Source organism: Salinibacterium amurskyense (assembly GCF_002797685.1).
GTDB lineage: Bacteria > Actinomycetota > Actinomycetes > Actinomycetales > Microbacteriaceae > Rhodoglobus > Rhodoglobus amurskyensis.
In genome coordinates this window covers 1220094-1240948 of record NZ_PGFH01000001.1, presented here as the reverse complement: position 1 = coordinate 1240948, position 20855 = coordinate 1220094, and the positions used below count along the sequence as shown (strand labels likewise).

The 20855-nt window shown below is 61.7% G+C and carries 19 protein-coding genes; 4 read left to right on the top strand and 15 right to left on the bottom strand.

Annotated elements, in window-relative coordinates; translation table 11 throughout:
- The first annotated feature begins 71 nt into the window (after positions 1 to 71).
- Positions 72 to 629: a CGNR zinc finger domain-containing protein gene (locus CLV85_RS05885; RefSeq protein WP_100388633.1), complete on the top strand. Its 558-nt coding sequence runs from the start codon at positions 72 to 74 to the stop codon at positions 627 to 629.
- Positions 630 to 713: 84 nt separating this feature from the next.
- On the opposite strand, the gene gatA is transcribed toward CLV85_RS05885, so the two are convergent.
- The 7 genes from gatA to CLV85_RS05850 form a co-directional block, all read right to left on the bottom strand.
- Positions 714 to 2228: an Asp-tRNA(Asn)/Glu-tRNA(Gln) amidotransferase subunit GatA gene (gatA, locus tag CLV85_RS05880; protein ID WP_373296751.1), complete on the bottom strand. Its 1515-nt coding sequence runs from the start codon at positions 2226 to 2228 to the stop codon at positions 714 to 716.
- Positions 2228 to 2542, bottom strand: a complete 315-nt coding sequence (gatC, locus tag CLV85_RS05875; protein WP_100388632.1) for an Asp-tRNA(Asn)/Glu-tRNA(Gln) amidotransferase subunit GatC — start codon at positions 2540 to 2542, stop codon at positions 2228 to 2230. Before gatC ends, gatA begins: the two co-directional genes overlap by 1 nt.
- 50 nt (positions 2543 to 2592) lie before the next feature.
- Entirely contained in the window at positions 2593 to 3588 is a 996-nt protein-coding gene (locus tag CLV85_RS05870) for a serine hydrolase domain-containing protein (RefSeq protein WP_100388631.1), read from the bottom strand.
- Positions 3588 to 4871 (bottom strand): alpha/beta hydrolase, encoded by a 1284-nt coding sequence (locus tag CLV85_RS05865; protein ID WP_205030337.1) that lies wholly within the window; start codon positions 4869 to 4871, stop codon positions 3588 to 3590. The genes CLV85_RS05870 and CLV85_RS05865 overlap by 1 nt, the downstream gene beginning before the upstream one ends.
- A gap of 197 nt (positions 4872 to 5068) precedes the next feature.
- Positions 5069 to 7390: an NAD-dependent DNA ligase LigA gene (ligA, locus tag CLV85_RS05860; RefSeq protein ID WP_100388629.1), complete on the bottom strand. Its 2322-nt coding sequence runs from the start codon at positions 7388 to 7390 to the stop codon at positions 5069 to 5071.
- A gap of 129 nt (positions 7391 to 7519) precedes the next feature.
- Positions 7520 to 8683, bottom strand: a complete 1164-nt coding sequence (gene mnmA, locus CLV85_RS05855) for a tRNA 2-thiouridine(34) synthase MnmA (protein WP_100388628.1) — start codon at positions 8681 to 8683, stop codon at positions 7520 to 7522.
- Positions 8684 to 8773: 90 nt separating this feature from the next.
- Positions 8774 to 9955 (bottom strand): cysteine desulfurase family protein, encoded by a 1182-nt coding sequence (locus CLV85_RS05850; RefSeq protein ID WP_100388627.1) that lies wholly within the window; start codon positions 9953 to 9955, stop codon positions 8774 to 8776.
- A gap of 116 nt (positions 9956 to 10071) precedes the next feature.
- Between CLV85_RS05850 and ybaK the strand changes: the two genes are divergently transcribed.
- Positions 10072 to 10548 carry a Cys-tRNA(Pro) deacylase gene (gene ybaK / locus CLV85_RS05845; RefSeq protein ID WP_100388626.1) on the top strand — a complete coding sequence of 159 codons (477 nt, stop codon included), beginning with the start codon at positions 10072 to 10074 and terminating at the stop codon, positions 10546 to 10548.
- On the opposite strand, the gene CLV85_RS05840 is transcribed toward ybaK, so the two are convergent.
- Both CLV85_RS05840 and CLV85_RS05835 read right to left on the bottom strand, forming a co-directional pair.
- Complete coding sequence (locus CLV85_RS05840; protein ID WP_100388625.1) at positions 10545 to 11498, bottom strand: tetratricopeptide repeat protein; 954 nt, start codon at positions 11496 to 11498, stop codon at positions 10545 to 10547. The two genes, ybaK and CLV85_RS05840, sit on opposite strands and share 4 nt — an antisense overlap.
- The gene (locus tag CLV85_RS05835; RefSeq protein WP_229820290.1) at positions 11495 to 13243 is read right to left on the bottom strand and encodes a DUF8094 domain-containing protein; all 1749 of its coding nucleotides are present in this window, start codon (positions 13241 to 13243) and stop codon (positions 11495 to 11497) included. The genes CLV85_RS05840 and CLV85_RS05835 overlap by 4 nt, the downstream gene beginning before the upstream one ends.
- A gap of 282 nt (positions 13244 to 13525) precedes the next feature.
- On the opposite strand from CLV85_RS05835, the gene CLV85_RS05830 reads away from it, so the two are divergent.
- Together CLV85_RS05830 and CLV85_RS05825 are read left to right on the top strand one after the other, a co-directional pair.
- Positions 13526 to 15865, top strand: coding sequence for a hypothetical protein (locus CLV85_RS05830; RefSeq protein WP_100388624.1), 2340 nt, complete (start codon positions 13526 to 13528; stop codon positions 15863 to 15865).
- A 71-nt stretch (positions 15866 to 15936) separates the two neighbouring features.
- The gene (locus CLV85_RS05825) at positions 15937 to 16998 is read left to right on the top strand and encodes an AI-2E family transporter (RefSeq protein ID WP_100388623.1); all 1062 of its coding nucleotides are present in this window, start codon (positions 15937 to 15939) and stop codon (positions 16996 to 16998) included.
- Here CLV85_RS05825 and CLV85_RS05820 read toward each other — a convergent pair.
- From CLV85_RS05820 to frr, 6 genes are read right to left on the bottom strand one after another with little or no spacing between them, the layout of a single operon-like run.
- Positions 16995 to 17771 (bottom strand): alpha/beta hydrolase, encoded by a 777-nt coding sequence (locus CLV85_RS05820; RefSeq protein ID WP_100388622.1) that lies wholly within the window; start codon positions 17769 to 17771, stop codon positions 16995 to 16997. The genes CLV85_RS05825 and CLV85_RS05820 overlap by 4 nt on opposite strands.
- A gap of 10 nt (positions 17772 to 17781) precedes the next feature.
- Positions 17782 to 18081 carry a hypothetical protein gene (locus tag CLV85_RS05815; RefSeq protein WP_100388621.1) on the bottom strand — a complete coding sequence of 100 codons (300 nt, stop codon included), beginning with the start codon at positions 18079 to 18081 and terminating at the stop codon, positions 17782 to 17784.
- Positions 18082 to 18112: 31 nt separating this feature from the next.
- Entirely contained in the window at positions 18113 to 18760 is a 648-nt protein-coding gene (locus CLV85_RS05810) for an aggregation-promoting factor C-terminal-like domain-containing protein (RefSeq protein WP_229820292.1), read from the bottom strand.
- Between the two features lie 44 nt (positions 18761 to 18804).
- The gene (locus CLV85_RS05805; RefSeq protein WP_100388620.1) at positions 18805 to 19356 is read right to left on the bottom strand and encodes a DivIVA domain-containing protein; all 552 of its coding nucleotides are present in this window, start codon (positions 19354 to 19356) and stop codon (positions 18805 to 18807) included.
- 14 nt (positions 19357 to 19370) lie between these two features.
- Complete coding sequence (locus CLV85_RS05800) at positions 19371 to 20249, bottom strand: phosphatidate cytidylyltransferase (RefSeq protein WP_100388619.1); 879 nt, start codon at positions 20247 to 20249, stop codon at positions 19371 to 19373.
- Positions 20249 to 20800, bottom strand: a complete 552-nt coding sequence (frr, locus tag CLV85_RS05795) for a ribosome recycling factor (protein WP_100388618.1) — start codon at positions 20798 to 20800, stop codon at positions 20249 to 20251. Before frr ends, CLV85_RS05800 begins: the two co-directional genes overlap by 1 nt.
- Positions 20801 to 20855: the final 55 nt, after the last annotated feature.

Genomic DNA, 20855 nt, shown 5'->3' with positions numbered 1-20855 from the left:
GGGCAACTACTTTGAACGAGATTGACGAGTATTTCTGCTGACGCTAGTCTCGAAACAAATAAGGAGTCAAATTGCAATTTGCCCCTGACACAGTGGAGAGTCTCGAGTTCGCCGTTTTACTCGGAAACACGCATGAACTCGCAAGCAGATCAGGCGTCGACGAACTCATGACGGTCGCGCAAGTGCACGAGCTCGTCATGCAGTTTCGATTCAGCGGCCGCATCGACCGCAACGACGCTGAAGTGGCCGAAGTGCGGGCCGTGCGAGACCGCATCCGCGGGGTTTGGAAGCTCACGCGCGACGACGCCGCGATCGAGATCAACGCAATGCTCGCTGAGGCGAAAGCCTTGCCATTCTTGGCGCGCCACGGCGACTTCGACTGGCACCTGCACGCCAACGACCCCGAAGCACCGCTCGCCGAGCGCATTCAGGCCGAAGTGGGGTTGGCACTCGTCGACGTTGTACGGTCCGACGCGATGTGGCGGTTGCGGCGCTGCGAAGCTCCCGACTGCGAAGGCCTCATGGCCGACCTCTCGCGCAACGGCTCACGCCGCTTTTGCAGCATCCGCTGTGGAAACCGGATGAACCAAATCGCCTACCGCGAACGACAAACGAGTGACAACGCGTAGCCTGCCCTCCGCCACCACGATCGCGTTAACGCAGTCGACCCGCGCTCATGATGAACACGGGTCGACTGACAGAAACGGAACTAGCTAGCCGAGGGCCGGAATCTGGCTCGGCAGGGTGTGACCCCACTGAGCTTCGAGCAAACGCTCGAGCGTGGCGCCGACCTCGTACAGGCGAGCGTCGCCGCGAGCCGGAGCCATAATCTGGAAACCAGTCGGCAGTCCATCTTCAGGAGCGAGCCCCATCGGAAGACCCATGCCGGGGATGCCCGCAAGGTTGGCCGGAATCGTCGTGACGTCGTTGAGGTACATCGCCATCGGATCTTCGAGCTTCTCGCCGAGCTTGAACGCGGTGGTGGGCGCCGAGGGCGAGACAAGAACGTCAGCCTTCTCGAACGCTGCAGCGAAGTCGCGCTGAATGAGCGTGCGCACCTTCTGCGCGCTGCCGTAGTACGCGTCGTAATAGCCGGCGCTCAAGGCGTAGGTACCGAGGATGATGCGGCGCTTGACCTCGTCACCGAAACCAGCCTCACGGGTCGCGGCCATCACGTCTTCAACGGTTCCGCCGCCTTCGGGCGTGACGCGGAGGCCGAAACGCACCGAATCGAACTTGGCGAGGTTGCTCGATGCCTCGGCGGGGAGGATGAGGTAGTACGCCTCAACCGCGTACTCGAGGTGCGGAGCATCCACTTCAACAATTTCGGCACCGAAATCGGTGAGCAACTGCAGAGCTTCGTGAAAACGCTGCGAGACACCGGCCTGGAATCCGGGGCTGTCGAGCTGCTTGATGACACCCACGCGAAGGCCCTTGAGGCTTTCGGCGGCGGCACCGGCACGAGCTGCGGCGGCAAACGACGGCCACTGCTCGTTGAGCGAAGTGGAGTCGCGCGGGTCGTGCCCGCCGATCACATCGTGCAGCAATGCGGAGTCAAGAACGGTACGCGAGACGGGGCCAACCTGGTCGAGCGACGACGCAAGAGCGATCGCGCCGTAGCGCGAGACGCCGCCATAAGTGGGCTTGACACCAACAGAACCCGTGACGGATGCCGGCTGGCGGATCGATCCGCCGGTGTCAGAACCGAGAGCAAGCGGAGCTTCAAACGCGGAGACGGCCGCAGCAGAGCCACCACCGGAACCGCCGGGGATGCGATCGAGATCCCACGGGTTACGCGTCGGACCGTACGCCGAGTGCTCGGTTGACGACCCCATGGCGAATTCGTCCATGTTGGTCTTACCGAGCGGGATCAGGCCAGCGGCACGCAACTTCGCCACGGGCGTTGCGTCGTAGGGCGGAACCCAGCCTTCAAGAATCTTGGAGCCCGCGGTTGTGGGCATGTCGATCGTGCAGAGCACGTCTTTGACGGCGACGGGCACACCGGCGAGCTCGCCGAGCGACTCCCCTGCCGCGCGACGCTCATCGATGCGCTTGGCGTTGGCCAGAGCATCCGCCGACACGTGCAAGAACGCGTGAACCCGGTCGTCGACGGCAGCGATGCGGTCGAGGTGTGCCTGGGTTGCTTCGACAGACGAGACTTCGCCCGAGCTCAGCTTGCCGGCCAAATCTGCTGCCGACATCGTGGTGAGGTCGTTCAAAGCTGCCATTACTGTTCTTCTCCCAGAATCGCGCTCACGGCAAAGCGTGAACCGTCGTGCTCAGGGGCGCCGGCGAGCGCCTGTTCGGTGGTGAGGGTGACGCCGGGAACATCCGCGCGGAAAACGTTGCTCAGAGGAATCGGGTGGCTCGTTGCCGGAACCTCATCGGTTGCGACCTCGCTGACCTTGGCCACGGAATCAACAATCGCACCAAGCTCACCAGTGAGCTTCTCGATTTCGTCGTGGGTAAGGGCGATGCGGGCAAGCGATGCGAGGTGTGTAACGACCTCAGTAGTGATCGCACCCGGATTGGTGTCAGTCATGGAGCTCCGAAGATGGGAAACAGACAGGGAACCCTTCCAGTGTATTCGGCTTAGCGGTCGGCGATGAGCGACAGGGCGAGAGCGTCAACACTCACGGCCGTATTGCTGAGCACGACGACGGCCCGAGAACGCTGGCGGTCGAAACCCACGAAACTCGCGAAGCCACCCGTCATTCCGTTGTGCCACGTCACCCCCACGGGGCTTGTGAGCCAGGCATAGCCGATTCTGCCCATTTTCGGAACGCTCACTCGCGGCGTAGTGGCATCCTGTCCTGGCGCACTGCCGTCGAGCTGAGCCTGCGTGTAGCGCATCATGTCTGGCAGGGTCGAACGGATGTTGCCCGCCGGCCCATAGGCGTTCATAGCCCACGGCGCGACAACTCTGCCCCGCGCGTCGAAGCCTGTGGCGGCGTCGGCGGGCAGCTCGGCCACGGTCGCGGCGGAACGGGTAGCGCTCAGCCCGAGTGGCACCGCAATCCGTTCCTCTACAAGTGCGGAGTAACTGGTGCCGGCGGCGGCAGCGAGTGCTTGCCCCAACACCGCGAAGCCCAGATTGGAGTAGTTGAACGTGCCGGCACGCCCGAGCGGAGTGGCGGCGGCCTGCGCGACTAATTCGGGCACCGTCGCTATGTACGGGTCGAGCCCGGTGCGCGCCGCACGGGCGCCCCGCCGAAGCTCCGCAAAGCTCACGGGGAGCCGCGGCAGCCCACTGGTCTGAGTGGCAATGTCGCCAAGCGCGAGTGCCGCGGCAGGGCTTGATCCGAGCTCTAGCAACTCCCCCACTGGTGTCTGGGCAGCAACCTCGCCGCGCGCGATCGCGAGCGCCAGCAGCGATGCAGTGAAGGTTTTCGTGACCGAGCCGATTTCGTAGTCCAGAGCATCCGATGCCCCGAAGTGTGCGGTCTGCCACTGGCCCTCAGCAAAGGTCGCAACACTCAATCGGTCGTGACGACGCGCCCGCACCGCATTCTGTATCTGGGCGATTAGGGATTCGTCGCCGGCCGAGGGCTCAGCGAGATGCAGTCGTCGTGTGGGGCGAGGAGCCATTAGCTCTGCGTGTTATCCACGGAGGCGACCGCGCGTTGAACGGTGGGTGCATCCTCGGGGATGACGAGGTCACTGCGCCCGATGCACAGCAGCGCAAAATTGCGCATCGATTCAGTGCCCGGAGTGAAGTAGTCGTTGTGACCGACGGAACCGGCGAGCGGCTGCTTCATCACAACATCGAACGCACCGCCGACGCCAAGCGACTTTGCTCCGAAAGCATCAGTACCGGGGTCGGCGCCAAAGTATGAACTATTGGGAATGGGATCCCACGCAGCTTCTCCCACGAAAACGTTGCCGCCACGAACATGGAGGTCGTCCACGGATCGTGCTGGGCTGCCGGGCGACCCAACCATGGCGAGGGCGTCGATTTCGAAGTCGTATTCCGATAGCGCCATCATGGCCGCGGTGGTTCCATAGGAGTGGGCAACGACCGAGATGTAGGGCTGGTCGGCCTCGCGCAGGGCCTGCAATCCGAGAATCGCATCAGCGAGCGTGTCGCGGCCCTGGTTCGCATTATCGATCGCGCCCACGTTGGTGAGGTTGGGGGTGTCGTAGCCGATCCACGCGACCGTCGCGACGGTCTCGTTGCGCGTGAACACCGATTGGGAGTCGAAATGGTCAAGCCACTGCTGCTGCTCGCAGTACAGCGTGTAGGCGGCATCCGCCCAGTACGACATTTGGCCTTCGATGGTGAAGAACATGCCCGGCACCAAGAAGCTGACGTAGTCGGCTTCGCTCAAGTCGCCGAGCACGATGGCGGCCTTGCCCTGGCCGGTGACGTCGAGGGTGATGAGGGTTCGCTCGGGAGCCGCCCGATCGAACGCGAGAGACTCCGAGATTGACGAGAGCATGTTGAGTTGTTGGCGCGCGCTCTGCTGCACAGCACGACCCGCATCCGAGTTAACGACCGCGGTGAGGTCAACGATGGTTTCCTCGAGAACTGTGCGGTTACTGACGTCGCGAATTGTGTAGGGAACGCCTTCGAGGTTGCCCAACAGTTGTGGGCTAGCGATCTCTAGAGCTGCCTGGCTGTCAGTCGCCAAGTCGCCCCACCAGAGCGCGACTTCTTGGGCGGGAGGTTGCGAGGCGAGAATCTGTTCGATCGCGCCCGGTCGTGCTGCGAAGAATTCGGGAATGTTGTCGGCGGGGATACTCGCGAGTGAGGTGAGGGTACGAGCACTGAACGTTGCGGTGCCGAGAGAACCGGTGGTATCGACGACGGGGCCGACAAAGGGAGCCGGTGCATCACTCGTGACGATGGAGTGGAATTCGATTGAGGGCACGCCAGAGGCCTCGGCGGCGGGTAAGCCTACAACCGAGGTAGCCAAAGCGAGTGCAATTTCTATCAGCAACGTCGGGTGATCCCCTCAGGACCGTGAACTGTGCGCCATCCCCGCGCACGATCACGTTCAGCTAATCCTAAGGGGAAACAACCCCATTCGGGGGTGAACCGAAGGCATTACCAACGTTTTACTAGGTTTTAGAGGGAGTCGGGCCCCTCTTTGAGCAGTCGAGCGAACTGTGCAGCGTCAATAACTGGGATTCCCAGCTGCTCCGCTTTCGTCAACTTTGACCCCGCGCCCGGTCCAGCGGCCACGAAGTCGGTCTTTTTGCTCACGCTCGACGCCGCTTTTGCCCCGGCGGCAATGATCGCTTCTTGGGCACCTTCGCGCGTGAATCCTTCCAGGCTGCCGGTCGCGACAATCGTGAGACCCGCGAGAGGGCCGTCGTTAGACTGCGCTGCCCCGGGGCCCGGATGGCCGGGAGTGGACCATTGCACTCCCGCATCCGTCCAACGTTGAACAATCTCTTGATGCCAGTCGACCTCGAACCAATCGGCTACCGAGTCAGCGATGATCTGGCCAACACCATCAACAGCAGCCAGCTCTTCACGCGTAGCTTCACGGATGGCCGTGAGCGAACCGAAGTAGTCAGCCAGTGCACGAGCCGCGACAGGGCCGACGTGGCGGATGCTCAAGCTCACGAGCAGTCGCCAGAGCGGCTTCGTCTTGGCTTCCTGCAAGTTGGCGATGAGCTTGATCGCATTGCTCGAGGGAACCCAATCGGGAGTACCGGCAAATTCTGCGGCGTTGGCGTCGAATTCGGGGTCGGCGTCCTTGCCCGTTGATTTACGCGCACGCCGAAACGGAGTGACGAGCCGCTCGGTGCCGTCGTCGTTGGTGAGTACTTCGCCGGTCTCGGAATCCCGTACCGCGACCACAATCGGGAAAATATCTTTGACCGTGAGATCGAATAGTCCCGCTTCGTTGATGAGCGGGGGCACTTCGGGCTCTCGCGGTTGAGCAAGCGCCCGCGCGATAACCTCGCCGAGCACCTCGATATCGAGCCCACCCCGGCTGCCGGTGTGCTCGATGCGGCCTCGAACCTGCGCCGGGCAACTGCGAGCGTTCGGGCACCGTAAATCGATGTCGCCCTCTTTCATGGCGCGCAAGGGTGTGCCACATTCCGGGCAGTTCGTGGGCATGACGAAGGCGTACTCCGTGCCATCACGCAGCTCTTCAACTGGGCCAAGGATCTCGGGAATAACGTCTCCCGCTTTGCGCAGCACAACGGTGTCGCCAATCAGCACGCCCTTGCGTTTGACGACATCCTGATTGTGAAGCGTGGCCTGGCGCACGACCGAACCAGCAACCAGCGCTGGCTCCATGACGGCGTACGGGGTTGCGCGACCTGTGCGCCCGACCCCCACCACGATGTCGAGCAGCTTCGTATTCACTTGCTCGGGAGGATACTTGTACGCGATTGCCCAGCGCGGAGCACGGGACGTTGCGCCGAGTTCTTCGTGCAGCGCGAGCTCATCGACCTTGATAACGATGCCGTCGATCTCGTGCACGACACTGTCGCGGTGCTCGCCGTAGTACCGAATGAACTCGTCGACCTCGGTCGCCGTGGGCACAACCTTGTAATAGCTGCTCGTCGGCAAACCCCACTCCGCCAGAACGCCGTACACCTCACTCTGGGTGCGGATCGGTTCGCTGCCTTCGCGTTCACCGTTCCAGGCCCCGATGCCGTGCACGAGCATCCGCAGCGACGACAAACGTCGACGCATGGCCGCCAACTTTTCGTCGTTCTTACCCTCAGATTTTTGGCGCAGCGAGCCGGCTGCAGCATTGCGTGGGTTGGCAAAGACCTTCTCGCCGATGCGTGCCTGTTCTGCGTTGAGCTCGCGGAAGAGTTCCAAAGGAATAAAGACTTCCCCGCGCACTTCAACAATGGGCGGATGCCCCGAGCCAGCCAAGCGCTGAGGGATGCCTTCAACCCGCAGAATGTTCTCGGTCACGTCTTCGCCGACGCGACCGTCGCCCCGTGTTGCTGCACTGACGAGAACGCCGTCGATGTAGCGGAGGTTGATAGCGAGCCCATCAATCTTGAGCTCACACAGGAAATCAATGTGGCGAGCGGAGTCGCGCTGAACCTTGGCGGCCCATTCGCCGAACTCTTCGAGCGAGAAGACGTTGTCGAGGCTCAACATGCGTTCGGCATGTTCGACGGGATCGAACAGGGTCGCTACGCGGCCACCGACGCGCAAGGTTGGGCTGTCTTGTCCTTGGAGCTCGGGATGCGCTTTTTCCAGCTCTTCAAGTCTGCGGATCAGGCCGTCGTACTCGGCATCGTCGACGAGCGTTTCGTCGCGAACGTAGTAGGCGTCGCGGAGTTCAAGAATGCGCGTCGTGAGTGCTTGCGCCTCATCCCGTGCTTCAGCGAGTTCGGGATCGACAGTCTCGGGAACGTGCTCGTCTGAGGAGCGAGAAGAACCCGAATTCACAGTGCTATTGGCCACAGCACAAGTGTAAACAGCGGCACTGACTTCTCCGTGTGAAACGACAGCGCCGTCGAGCGTGGCTCACGCTAGTGCGAGAGAGCGTACGTGCGTTCGTGCGTTCGTGGGTTCGTGCCTGCCTGCGACGGGCTAGACGCCAGCAGGAACCGCAGAGACGGTGCGCGCGATTGTGCACTGCCCCAAAACGCGAGTTCCGACGTAAACCACGGCGGTCTGGCCGGGCGAGACACCGTTGAGCGGTTCGTGGGGTGTGATGATCAGCTCAGGCCCGGTGGCGTCGCCGACGTTGTCAGTGCCCTCGGTCGACGGGGCGATGCGCGCAACCGCAGGCATTGGGTCAGAGTGAGCGCGAACCTGCACGTGGCATTCGAAGCTCTCCCCCGGTTCGGAGATGAGACCGGATGCTTGCGGGTCGAGCCCCGCCCAGGAGAACTTAGTGCCAGCGACCTGCGAGAGCGCGAGAGCTTCGCGCGGTCCGACTACAACCTGATTGGTCTTGGGGCGGATCTCGAGTACGAAACGGGGCTTGCCGTCATCCGTGGGGTAGCCGACGTTGAGGCCCTTGCGCTGGCCGATCGTGAAGGCCAAAGCGCCCTCGTGCTTACCGAGAACATCGCCGTTGCGGTCGAGGATTTCGCCCTGCTCCGCGCCAACCTTGTCGGCGAGCCAGCCGCGGGTGTTGCCGTCGGGGATGAAGCAAATGTCGTGGGAGTCAGGCTTGTTCGCTACCGAGAAGCCGCGCTCGGCCGCTTCCGCGCGAATTTCTGCCTTGGACGGCGTAGCGCCGAGCGGGAACATGCTGTGCGCCAGCTGTTCGGTAGTGAGTACACCGAGAACGTAGGACTGATCCTTGGCCCAGGCCGCAGCGCGGTGCAGCTCGCGGTTGCCGTTCTCATCTTCGATGATGTTGGCGTAGTGGCCGGTTGCCACCGCATCGAATCCGAGCGCCACGGCCTTCTCGAGAAGGGCAGCGAACTTGATGCGCTCGTTGCAGCGCATGCAGGGGTTCGGGGTGCGGCCGGCGGAATACTCGGCGATGAAATCATCGACGACATCGAGCTTGAAGCGCTCGGAAAAGTCCCACACGTAATACGGGATCCCGATGATGTTGGCGGCCCGCTGGGCATCCATCGAATCTTCAATCGTGCAGCAACCGCGAGCGCCCGTGCGCAGGGTTCCGGGTTGCCGGCTCAGCGCCAAATGCACCCCAACAACCTCGTGCCCAGCCTCTACGGCGCGCGCGGCAGCTACGGCGGAGTCCACTCCGCCACTCATTGCCGCTAAAACCTTCATCAGACCAGTGTACGAGACACGATGCTGGGCAAGTTCCGGGTGAGCCGGGCAAGTGGCGAACCGCCCTTCCACCGCATGGCTGCAGTCCGGTTAGCCGCGCCCCAGCACCGTCATCCGGTCGGAGTAGCCAGCGCTGCGCGCCTGCTCGACAGCGCGGGGAAGCGCCGCAACGAACTGCTCCACCTCGTCGGTGGTGGTGGACTCCCCCAGCGAGATGCGCAGCGCTCCGCGCGCCGTAGGTTCGTCGAGACCCATCGCCAGCAAAACGTGGCTCGCTTCGGGTACGCCCGCCTGGCAAGCCGAGCCGGTCGAAACGCTGAAGCCCGCAACATCCAACAAGAAGAGCAGCGAGTCACCTTCACAACCAGGGAATGTGAAGTGGGCATTTCCCGGCAAACGATCGTTCGGGTCTCCGCGCAAGACAGCCTCGGGAACAGCAGCCTGCACCCCCGCAATGAGCGAATCGCGCAAGATAGTGAGTCGTGCCGCTTGCTCAGCCAAGTCGGCAGTGGCTTCACTGGCGGCCGCCGCGAAGGCAACCGCGCCGGGCGCATCCATGGTTCCCGAGCGGGCACGCTGCTGGCTACCGCCGTGAATCAGCGGAGTGACGGATGCGGAACGCGCGATCACGAGAGCGCCAACGCCGACAGGCCCTCCGATTTTGTGTGCCGAAACGCTGAGCGCGGCGACACCGGCCGCATGAAAATCAATGGGAACGTAGCCGAGGGCAGACACGGCATCCACGTGAACCGGTACTCCGTGAGCGGCCGCGAGGGCCGCAATTTCGGTCACCGGCTGCAGGGTGCCGACTTCGTTATTGGCCCAGAGCATCGAGACCAGCGCAACATCGTCGGCGAGCGCAGTGCGCACATAGTCGGCATCGATGCGACCGAAAGCATCGACAGGAATCCAGTCGAGTTCGGCGCCTTCGTGGGCCTGCATCCAGTCGACTGCGTCAATCGTGGCGTGGTGTTCCGCCTGCGCCACAAGCACTCGCCGGCGTTCGACCGAGCCCGAGTTTCGCGCCCAGTACAGCCCCTTGAGCGCAAGGTTGATGGCCTCGGTGCCACCCGAGGTAAAAGTGACTTCGACGGAGTCTGCACCCACACTCGCAGCGACAATCTCGCGGGCTTCCTCGAGCATTCGCTTGGCCGCTTGACCCTGAGAGTGAATCGACGAGGGGTTACCGACAACCGGCAGCGCCGCCGCGAAGGCCTGCACGACGGCAGGGCGCATCGGCGTTGTTGCCGCATGATCGAGATAAATGGTCACCGTAACTCCGCTACTCCCCCACAACATCCGCATGGATGACTGTGTGTCATTACTCTAGATCGCATGCACTGCTGCTTCGACCCGGCCCCCACTCGCTCCCGCACGGACTACCGCTGATGGCGCTCGGAACCCCCGCGACCGTCGCACTCGATTCGCTGGGCATCACATTCACCGCGCACCCTTACGAGCACGACGCCAGCAACCAGGATTACGGCGTCGAGGCCGCAACGGTGCTCGGGATTGCTCCAGAACAGGTCTTCAAGACTCTGATGACGATGGTGGATGACGACATGGTCGTCGCCGTCGTTCCCGTGTCAGGAAAGCTCGACCTCAAAGCACTGGCGTCCGCCCTCGGCGGCAAGAAAGCGACAATGGCTGACCCTGCGCTCGCCCAGCGCCGCACCGGCTATGTGCTGGGCGGCATCAGTCCGATCGGACAAAAACTTGCCCACAAAACCGTGATCGATGAGACCGTCGAACTCTTCGACACCGTGTTCGTTAGCGGCGGCAAACGCGGTTTCGACGTCGAGCTTTCACCCGCAGATCTTCTTCGCGCTACCGACGCTCACGTCGGCGCGATTGCGCGCGACTAGTAGAGCAGCAGCGTCAGTCGGCGACGAGCATCGGCCACGCGCGGGTCTTCGGCTCCTGCGATCTCGAAGTAGTCGAGCAAGCGAGTGCGAATCGCGCTCTTGCCATCGGAGTCTGCCGTCGGGAAGAGTTCGAGAAGACGATCGAAAGCGTCACCGAGGTGACCACCGGAAACATCAAGGTCAGCAACAGCAAGCTGCGCTTCAACATCAGTCGGCGCCTGCGCTGCAGCACTGCGTACCGAGTCAGCGGTGTGGCCTTCAAGCCGAGCCAACAGCGAGACCTGAGCAAGACCGGCGACGGCTTGCTGGTCGCGAGGGTTCTGAGTAATCGCGGTCTTGTAGGCCTCGATCGCTTTCGCGAAGTCGCCCGCAGAAATTGCATCGAAAGCTTCCTGGTGCAGGGGCGGAAGCGGCTCTTCAACCGGTTCCGCGGCCTCGCCCTCGGCCGCCTCATCAGGAGCCGGCAGCGTGCCCGTCACCTTGTTTTCGGCAGCGAGCTGCAACACCTGTTCAAGAACTTCCTTGAGGTCGTTCTCGGGCATGATGCCGCTGAACAACTGCACGGGGCGCCCGCCAATAACGGCAGCGACGGTCGGAACCTCTTGCACTTGGAACGCCTGCACGAGCTGGGGGTTGCTCGTTGCATCCACGACAACCAGAGCGAAGCGCCCTCTGTACTGGGCAATTGTCGGCTCAAGCGACGCTTCGATCCCCTGGCCGAAGAACTCAACGATGACCGGCACCGTGTTAGAGAGCTCAAGCACTTGAGCGAACGAGGCATCATTCGCACTCGTGGCGTATCCGCTCGGCGCAGGCGCCTCACCCGCAGGCGGGGCACCAGCCGCGCCAGGAGCGCCAGCCGCGGGAGCGGGCGTGTTGTGCTGTCGAACGAGCGATGAAAGGTCGACCGCTCCGCGAAGACTAGCGGCGTTCAGGGGGGCGTTTGTCATTTCAACTCCGATGCTGCAACGAGTCCTTGGGTGTAGCCGAGCAGAACGATTTTCTCGCCGCTGCCCGCTGCGGGGACATAAAAGAGTAGCTGATCGCCGTAGGTGGATTTAATGCCCTCTTCGGTAATCGAGATTCCCGACAGAGCCTTTGTCTGCCCGCTGAAGGTGACGGCAGAGCCCTCTTCCTTCGGCGCTGCAACCTTGGTCTCATAGAGATGCACCGCCACAATCGCGCCAGCGTCAATCGTGGCCATCGCGATGGGGTCGGCAGACCCGAGTTCGTGACCGTAAGTCAGAGTGGCGGTGCTGGAGAGCGCCGCTTTCTCTTTGTTCTTGACGGCTAGGCCAACGCTCACGCGCAAGCTGTCGCCTTCCGCTTCGAAGTCGAGGTAGGAGTCGCTGTCGACATCCTGTTCGAGGATTTCGGCGTAGTCGAGGGCAACCTCGGTCGGCGACGAACGCAGAAGTCCGCTGTCGGCGGGCAGACGCGAGGTTCCGACGCTCGCTGCTGCGACATCCGGGAACACCACGGAGGGCTCCAAGTTCATGGCATAGCTGACCTTGTAGTTATCGCGCGGGGTCGCTTGCTCAAGGAACAGAGCGATCGGCGCGACGGTGGAGTCGGTCTCGTCGAGGATGATCGTGAACACCGTTCGCGGCCAGGTCTCGGTCTGCTGCGGCAACGTCAGTTGCACCGGTCCATCGGGGATCGCAACCGGCAGAGCGATCGAGTCGTCGGCCTTGCGCATCTTGTAGTTCGCGAGACGGTACTCGAGCGCCGCGTCGGAGAACCGAGTCTCAAGCAAATCTGAGTCGCGCTCCTCATCAGCTTCTTGAGAAACGGCACTGATCTGAGCGACGATCTTCTCGATCTGGCGAACCGCGACCGCGGGGGCTGTGACAGTGCTGCCCTCTGACGTTGAGGTGGGGGTCGGCGTGGGATCGCTCTGATCTGCGGCGGAGTTCGGAGCGGTGGATGCGGTGCAGCCGCTCAAAATAAGCGCGCTGACCAGCACGGTCGGCACAGCAACGCGAACGCTCGTGCGGAGCGAGGGTGCGTCGCTTGCCTTAGCGCCGCGCTTCGAAGGCTTGTAGCGAGGCTTCTTAGGAACCTTGGGCATCTTTTGCGGCTTGCGGCGAGGTCCGCCGGCACGACGCATGTGGTGCACAGCCCACATCAAGAAGATGAGCCCGATCAGCAGCACGGCAGCACCACCAAGAATGAGCGTTCCGGCCCACGGCGTGCTGTTATCGAGTGGCCACGACAGTGAGACGGCGTTGGGTGCCGGGTCGACTCCATCCGATGCCAAGATGAACGACACATCACTTGGAATCTTCACAGTGAGAGCAAGTTCGTCTTCGGCTTCGTAGTTCTCAAGCCAGAGGTCGGAGTTATAGGGGTCGGGAACCTCTTGTTCGGTGCCCGTGATGGTCTCGGAGACGAGATCGCCCGTTTCCGGGTCGACCGTGACCATGTTGTAGCTGGCGTCGCCAACCCAGGCGATCACGTCGGTCGAGCGGCCGTAGGCGGCCACGATCCGGCGCGGGCCCTCGATACGGATGGTCTGGTTGCCCGAGTACGTGTTAAACGCCTCGCCGCTGATCACGGTGAGGGGCGCAGTGCCGTCAGTCTCCGTTGAGACTGAAACCTCATCCGGGGTCGCGAGTATTGTTTGCTGTGCAATGCCGTAGCCGATCATGACGGCTGCGAGCATGAAGCTCACTATGGCGAGAACGAATCTCACTATCTCTCCTTTCGTGTTGCCCAAGATGACTCACGGAAAGACAACCCTTGCCACGCTGGCAAAACCTCCGCTGGTCTGGAGGTAAGGGCCCCATCCATTCGGGTAGGCAACAACAAAGACGTTCAAGAATAGCCGATCGCCTTGGCGCCACCTAGTTACTCTTCTGGGAACTTTCTGGGAGAACGTTGAATGCCCACTTTTGGGGATGAGACCAAAATGACAGGAGGCCTCTTTGCCCCACTAAACTCAGAGGGTTCATTCCGCTGACATCGAGGAGAAATCTTGGCCGCGAACGATACCGATTTCGGCACAGAGATGCGCGGTTACAAGAAGGACGAAGTCGACAAGCTTATCGGCGAGCTTCGTCGTGAACTTGTTGCCGCCAAAGCAGACCGCACCGCTTCCACGAAGGAAGTCAGGCGACTCCTCGCCGTTAACGAAGATCTTCAGGCTGAGCTTGATGAATCAGGCAGCCCCACGTACAGCGGGCTCGGCTCCAAGCTCGAGAGCATGCTTCGCGTTGCCGAAGAGCACTCGACTCAGCTCATCAGCCAAGCAGACATCGACGCTGAGAAGATGCGCAAGGCGGTTCAGGCCGAGACCACCGCGCTGCGCAACGAGACCGCGAGTGAAGCCGAACGCATTCTCAACGATGCCCAGAGCGACGCCGCAGCACTCGCCAAGTCGTCGCGCGCCGAAGCAGACGCACTGGTCGCACGCGCCAAGGACGAGGCGTCACAGCTCGTCGGCGATGCCTCACGAGAAGCAGCAACCATCCGTGGCGCCGTCGCCACCGAAGCTGCGGATGCCCGCACCTCCGCTAAGCGAGAAGCCGCAGCCCTGCGTGCCGAAACCGAACGAGCAATGGCCGAGCTGCGCGCCAGCACCGCAGCCGAAGTAGCCGAAGCACGCGAGGCAGCAGAATCCCTCGCTCGGGACGCCGAGCTCGGTCGCGCCACGTTCGAGGCAGAGAACACCAAGCAGCGCGAAGACCTTGAGCGCGACATCGAGCAGGCCCGCACCGATCTCGCTCGCGAGATTGAGACTGCGCGCGCTGAACTCGAAGCCGAGACAACGACGGCTCGGGAGAAGCTCGCCAACGAGACGAAGGCAGCGCACACAAAGCTCGCCAACGAGACCGCAGCCGGTCACGCGAAGCTCGCCAACGAGACCAAAGCTGCTCAGGCCAAGCTCAAGGCAGATCTGGATGCCGGCTACGCCGCGCTCGAAGCGGAAGCCGAGGCCACCCGCAACGCTGCCGCGACAGAAGCCGCAAACACTCTCGCTGAACTCGAAAAGACCGTCACGACAGCCCGGGCCGCCCTCGATGCCGAGCTTTCTGAAGCTCGCGAAATCTGGGAGGCCGAAGAACGTGAAGCGCGTCAGGCGCTCGAACATGACGTGACGAGCACGCGCGCTGAGCTCGAGGATGAAGTTGCCACGACGAAGGCTGCTCTCGAACACGAAGTCACGAGCACCCAGGCTGCCCTCGAGCAAGAAGTCTCTACGACCAAGACGGCCCTAGAACAAGAGGTCAAGGTCACGAAGGCTTCGCTGGAGCAAGAGGTTACGACCACACGCTCCGAGCTTGAGAATGAGGTTGCCACGGCCAAGGCCGCGCTCAATGACGAAGTAACGACCACTCGTGCCGAGCTCGAAGCGCACGTCAAGGCCACGCGAAGCGAACTCGCGGCAGATGTTGCCGCGCAGAAGAAGGCGCTTGACCGCGAGGTCAGTTCCACCAAGAAGGCGTTGGCGAAAGAGGTCTCAAGCACGCGCGCAGCGCTCGAGAGTGACGTGGAGACGACTCAGGCCGGCCTCGAAGAGGAGATCAACACCGCCCGCGCCGCATTCGAGCACGAGAGCACGACAGCCCGTGCCGAGTTCGAAGCCGAAATGAGCACGCGTCGCAACGAGCTCGAGGCCGAGATTGCATCCGCCACAGCCGCGCTCGAAGAAGAGATGGCACGCCGTCACGCCGATCTGGATGCCGATATCGACAGCAAGCGCACCGAACTCGATAGCTACGTTAGCGAGACTCGCGCGACGCTCGCCCACGATGTGGAAAAGCAAACCGCTGATCTCGAGCGCGACATTGCGCGTCAGCGTGCTGAACTGGCGAACGAAGTTGAATCAACGAGGGCAACGATCAAGCACCAGCTTGAAGAAACCCGCACCACGATTGAGCGTGAAGCAGAAGAAGCTCGCATTTCCCTCGAGCAAGAGCTCGCCGTGCGTCGCGATGATGCCGAGAAGGAATTCTTGGCGCAGCACAAAGAGGCGACCGCTCAAACGCACAACTACCTCGAGGAAGCTCAGGCCCAGCTGGCCGAAGCCGTGCGCGAGGCAAATGCGAAGCGCCACGAAGCCGAAGAGCTCACCAAGTCGTCGCAGGCCGAGGCGAAAGCAGTACTCGCGGATGCGTCCGCTCGTGCTGCCGAAGAACTCTCCGATGCCGAACAGCGTGCCAAGGCTACTGTCGACGAGGCCGAGAAGCGCTCGCGCGAACTGGTCAGCGACGCGGAAGACCGTCTCACGAAGATCAAGGCTGAGCGCGAAACCGTTGCTGGATACTTCGAAAACCTTCGTGGAGTTCTCAACCAAGCCGAGGAAGTTAACTAGCAACTGCCTGCGCGACCTCTAGAATTGCGCTCAGCCTGACACTTGTTGGTCAGGCTGAATGGAGCCACGCAATGAAGATCCTCAATCCGTTCCGCCTTGGTTTGCTCGGCGGCCTGGGGGTTCTCGTCGCGGTCGGAATCGGTCAGACCGTCATTTCGCTCGCCACGATTCTCACGTATGTGGGAGCAGCGCTGTTCCTTGCTCTCGGACTGGATCCCGTGGTCACGTGGCTCGAAACCAAGAAGTTTCCCCGGTGGACAGCAATCCTTACGGTACTCGCGGGCGTTCTCGGGGTCTTTACGGGCTTGATCTTTGCTATCGTTCCCGTCATCGCTGAACAAGTACGAAACGCCGTTCAAGCCACGCCTCGACTCGTCACGGCGTTCTTTGACGGCACCGTGCGCGAAAACGTCGAGACCGCACTACCGTGGCTTGGAGTTCAAGACCTGCTCGATGGCTTCAACGAGTGGGCCGCCGATCTCGACGTCACGACCATCGGTGGCGGAGTATTCGCCGTGGGCATTGGAATCGCCACCGGGATCACCGGCGCGATCATCGTGCTGATTCTCACGATCTACTTTGTGTCATCACTCAACGGGATCAAGTCGGGCATCTACCAGCTCGTGCCCGCCACGAAGCGGGCCAAGTTCATAGATCTTGCTGAACAAGTCAGCGCTGCTGTCGGCCGCTATGTCATTGGTCAGGGCTCGCTGGCCCTGGTGAACGGCGTGCTCTCGTTTATTGTTCTCACCCTGATTTTCCCGGCCTTCGGCTTACCCGTGAAGTACTCCGCACTACTGGCCTTCATCGCCTTCATGGGATCGCTGATTCCGCTCGTCGGAACCCTCAGCGGTTCCATCGTGATCACGCTGCTCGTGCTTCTCTTCAACGGTTCACCGAGCGTTATAGCCGTGGGAATCTACTACCTCGTCTACATGCAGCTCGAGGCGTACGTTCTCAACCCGCGAATCATGAACAAGGCCGTCAAGATTCCCGGCGCCCTCGTTGTGATCGCGGCACTCGCCGGCGGAACGCTGCTCGGCATTCTGGGCGCACTCATCGCTATCCCTGTTGCCGCCGCGATTCTCATCGTCGTACAACAGGTGATCATTCCGCGACAGGCGGACCTCTAAACGACTGAGGGCGACTCCGGTGGCCACGTGCGGGGCAACGGCAGCACAACAGGGTTAAGTCGCTCCACGACTTCAGTGAGCACCCGATAGGTCTGGGTCTCCCCCACCCACAAGTGCTTTCCGCCCTCAACAGCCACAAACTCGAGTTCAGGCACCGAAGAGAATCTTTCGGCGGCTTCGGCAGGGCGCAGGTAGTCATCGAGTTCGGGGATTACCGCAACGAGCCGGCGATCATTGCCAGCCCAGGCAGCAACATCATCCGCCGTTGCACGATGCAGCGGCGGTGACAGCAAAATTGCCCCCGTGATCGGATGCTGCAGACCGTACTTGAGGGTGACCTCCGTGCCGAACGACCATCCCAAAAGCCACACGTGGGGCAACTCGCGCTCGCGCACGAAATCCATGGCGGCTGCGAGGTCGAGCTCCTCGAGTGTGCCCTCGCCGAATGAGCCTTCAGAGGTACCGCGTGGTGAGGTGACTCCGCGAAAGTTGAACCGGAGTACAGCAACATCCGCTAGCGCCGGCAGTCGTGCTGCAGCCTTGCGAATGATGTGGGAGTCCATAAAGCCGCCAGCGGTCGGCAGCGGGTGCAGCGTGACCAACGTCGCGGCAATGTGGCCAGATTCGGGAAGCGATAGCTCCCCCACCAGGGTGAGACCGTCATCCGTGTGCAGTTCGATGTTCTCCCGAACCGCGGGCAACTCTGTAGCGCCACGAATGGGCTCGGCTTCCGGCGGCGTGGCTGTCTCGTCGTTGGGGGAAATCTCGCTCATCGGGTGTCACTCACAATCTGATCTTCCAGCAGTGCTGGTGCCAATGGCGGCGCGCTGCCAAGTCGTCGGCTTCGCCCATGATGCCGTCAGCTCGCCACGTCACCGTGTGGGCAGTGCCCTGAGAGATGGTCTGCGAGCATCCGGGACACGTGTAGTTCTTGACGGCGTTCGTGGGTGAAACCGGTTGAACGTTCCACGCGCCGTCTCGTTTGACCTCAGTGCGGCGCGAACCAAAGAGCACATGGCTCAGGTCATTGCTCTCATCATCATCGGGGCGACGTCGCCCGCGGGGACGATTGGAACGAGGCATAACTCAAGCTTATGCGGTGACGCGAAGCGGTCTAGTACCAGCCGTTGGACTCTGAGTGAGCCCACGCGCCGCAGGGAGTGCCGTAGCGGCCTTCAATGTAGCTGAGGCCCCACGAGATCTGAGTGGCAGGGTTGGTGGCCCAGTCGGCGCCAGCCGTGGCCATCTTGCTGCCCGGCAAGGACTGCGGGATGCCGTAAGCACCACTCGACGGGTTTTGTGCGTAGACGTTCCAGCCCGATTCGCGGTTCCACAGGCTCACGAGGCAACTGTATTCCCCGGCGCCGAGCCCGCGAGCAGTGAGCATGGACTGAGCGATCGCCTGCGCAGTGCCCGGGTCAGGGGTTCCTGCTGCCGGAGCAACAGGTGCAGCCGGGAGAACCGGTTCAACGACAATTTCTTTGATGGCAAGCTTGTCGCGCGATACTTCGTTGACGAATCCCTCGGCCACGGTGAGCGATTGCACTTCAGCGCGCTCGATCGAGCTGACCGGTGCAGGAGCCGCAGAAACGACGCTCGCGGGTGTGGGAGCAGCCATCATGAGGGTGGCAACGAAGCCCAAGCTCACGACGGAAGCGAAGACCGGGAGGCTCCACGACACACGTTTGTGGCGCCCAGAAAGATCCGCACCCTGGCTTTTAGCCTGAGCGCGGATGATTGCCGTTCGCGAATTAATAAACAAAGTATGAGCGATGTTAGTCGACAGACCTGAAAAAACAGAGAGAACTAGCGAACAGCCAGCATGACGTCGATTACCGAGTCGAGCAGGTAGTCAACTTGGGCCTCGCGGTAACCGCCCTTGGCGCTGCGGAAAGCAACGGTACGAACGCGGTCAATCGTGAGTGGCGCACCGTGCTGAAAGTAGTTGGCTAGCTCTTGAGCGAAGGCATCCACGTCCTTGACCGAGTACCCCATCGTGAACGAGCTCACCTTAGAGAATTTTTTGCCGTCGTGACGGGCGAGGCGGTTCAGAATCTCCTGCGCTTCCGCACGGGCATTGGCGTACCACGCGGTCTCGCCGAGCTCCGCAATCGCACGGTCGCGTTCGCGAGCGGCAAAGGCATCCTCGAGGCGTTCCAGCGCTGAGTCGACGTGAAGGGGCGAATAGCCGCCCTTTTGCATGGCAAACGCCAGCTTGCGAATGCTGCGCGACGACACTACAGAAGAGTCGCTTCGATCGGCGGTGTAGGCACGACGCGCCTCTTCGAGGAAGTCCTCGACCTGGTCGACGTTGTACCCCAACTTTGACTTACGGCTGCGGGGAAATGTGGTGCTCACGGTTCTATTCTGCCTTACGCAAAGATGAGAAACAGCGCGTAGCCGGCTGCGGCCGACAAAAGTGACGAATCTACGCGGTCGAGGAAGCCTCCGTGGCCGGGCAGCCACGTGCTGATGTCCTTGATGCCGAGGTCTCGTTTGATGAGCGATTCAGCGAGATCACCCATCGTTGCGGTGCCGAGAATAACGAGGCCGAAGATGAGCCCCACCCACCACGGCTGGTCGATCATAAAGAGCGCGAGTAGCACACCGGCAGTAACGGCAGCAGCAGCTGCACCAGCGAATCCCTCCCACGTCTTGTTCGGGCTGATGGTGGGAGCCATCGGATGCTTACCGAACGACAATCCGCTGGCGTACGCACCAATATCGCTGACCACCACGACGATCAACATGGCGAGAGTCCACCACTGGCCGCCGTCTTCCGACGTGAGTATCACAGTGAAACTCGCCAGGAACGCCACGTACAGCATCACGAAGACGCCGGCGCCGAGGTCTCGCATAATCGAACGCACTGAACCTCGATGGCTCGGCAGAATGGCCACTTCGACCAGTCGCCAGACCCACATGAAGGCGATGCCGGCCAGCGTGATGTACCACTGACCTTCCGCATGCCAGTAGAACGATGCGGGCACCACCGCGACGGCAGCGATTACCGCTCCGACACGGGGAATCTTGAGTCCGGAGAAACGAAGCGCACTCGCCAGCTCGAACGCGGTGAACGCGACGAGCACTCCGGCAAAGAGCATGAAGAGCTCTTTGACGAAGATCAGGCTGAACAACAACGACAGACCCAAAGCCAATCCAACGATGATTGCCATCGCCAAAGGACGCCCAGTGCGGGCGTTGATCTTGTCGTTTGTTGCTCGAACCTGAGCTTCGAATTCAGAAACCATTAGACCTCGAGCAACTCAGCTTCTTTGCGCTTGAGTGCGTCGTCGATCGCGTCAACGTGAGCCTTCGTGCTCGCTTCGAGTTCTTTTTCTGCGCGAGCAATCTCGTCTTCGCCGACCTCGGTCAGCGCGTCGAGGTCGTCTTTTGCCTTGCGGCGCACGTTGCGGAGCGAGACACGAGCCTGCTCAGCCTTCTCGCGAACAACCTTGACGAAGTCCTTGCGACGCTCTTCGGTGAGTTCCGGCAGCGTGGCACGGATGACGTTTCCGTCGTTGCCGACGCTGGCACCAATGTGGTGGGCTGCAGCAATCGCCTTCTCAATGTCTTTGAGAGCTGATTTGTCGAACGGCGTGATGATCAGAGTACGAGCCTCTTGGTTTACCATCGAAGCCAACTGCTGCAACGGGGTCGGTGTTCCGTAATAGTCCACGAGGACCTTCTGGAACAGCGCCGGGTTAGCGCGGCCGGTACGCACCGTGCTGAAGTCTTCTTTGGCAGCATCCACTGCCTTGTTCATCTTTTCGCTAGCCTCGGCTAGAACATCACTGATCACGGGGGCACTCCTCTAGGTCTTACCCGAGTTTAGCGTGAGGTCGTTACTACAACCG

What these genes read in the sequence shown, in the direction of transcription:
- ybaK (WP_100388626.1), top strand. Translation starts at nt 10,072, where the DNA reads ATGGCGCTCGGAACCCCCGCGACCGTCGCACTCGATTCGCTGGGCATC.
- CLV85_RS05840 (WP_100388625.1), bottom strand. Translation starts at nt 11,498, where the DNA reads ATGACAAACGCCCCCCTGAACGCCGCTAGTCTTCGCGGAGCGGTCGAC.
- CLV85_RS05815 (WP_100388621.1), bottom strand. Translation starts at nt 18,081, where the DNA reads ATGCCTCGTTCCAATCGTCCCCGCGGGCGACGTCGCCCCGATGATGAT.
- gatC (WP_100388632.1), bottom strand. Translation starts at nt 2,542, where the DNA reads ATGACTGACACCAATCCGGGTGCGATCACTACTGAGGTCGTTACACAC.
- CLV85_RS05820 (WP_100388622.1), bottom strand. Translation starts at nt 17,771, where the DNA reads ATGAGCGAGATTTCCCCCAACGACGAGACAGCCACGCCGCCGGAAGCC.
- CLV85_RS05825 (WP_100388623.1), top strand. Translation starts at nt 15,937, where the DNA reads ATGAAGATCCTCAATCCGTTCCGCCTTGGTTTGCTCGGCGGCCTGGGG.
- CLV85_RS05800 (WP_100388619.1), bottom strand. Translation starts at nt 20,249, where the DNA reads ATGGTTTCTGAATTCGAAGCTCAGGTTCGAGCAACAAACGACAAGATC.
- CLV85_RS05870 (WP_100388631.1), bottom strand. Translation starts at nt 3,588, where the DNA reads ATGGCTCCTCGCCCCACACGACGACTGCATCTCGCTGAGCCCTCGGCC.
- gatA (WP_373296751.1), bottom strand. Translation starts at nt 2,228, where the DNA reads ATGGCAGCTTTGAACGACCTCACCACGATGTCGGCAGCAGATTTGGCC.
- mnmA (WP_100388628.1), bottom strand. Translation starts at nt 8,683, where the DNA reads ATGAAGGTTTTAGCGGCAATGAGTGGCGGAGTGGACTCCGCCGTAGCT.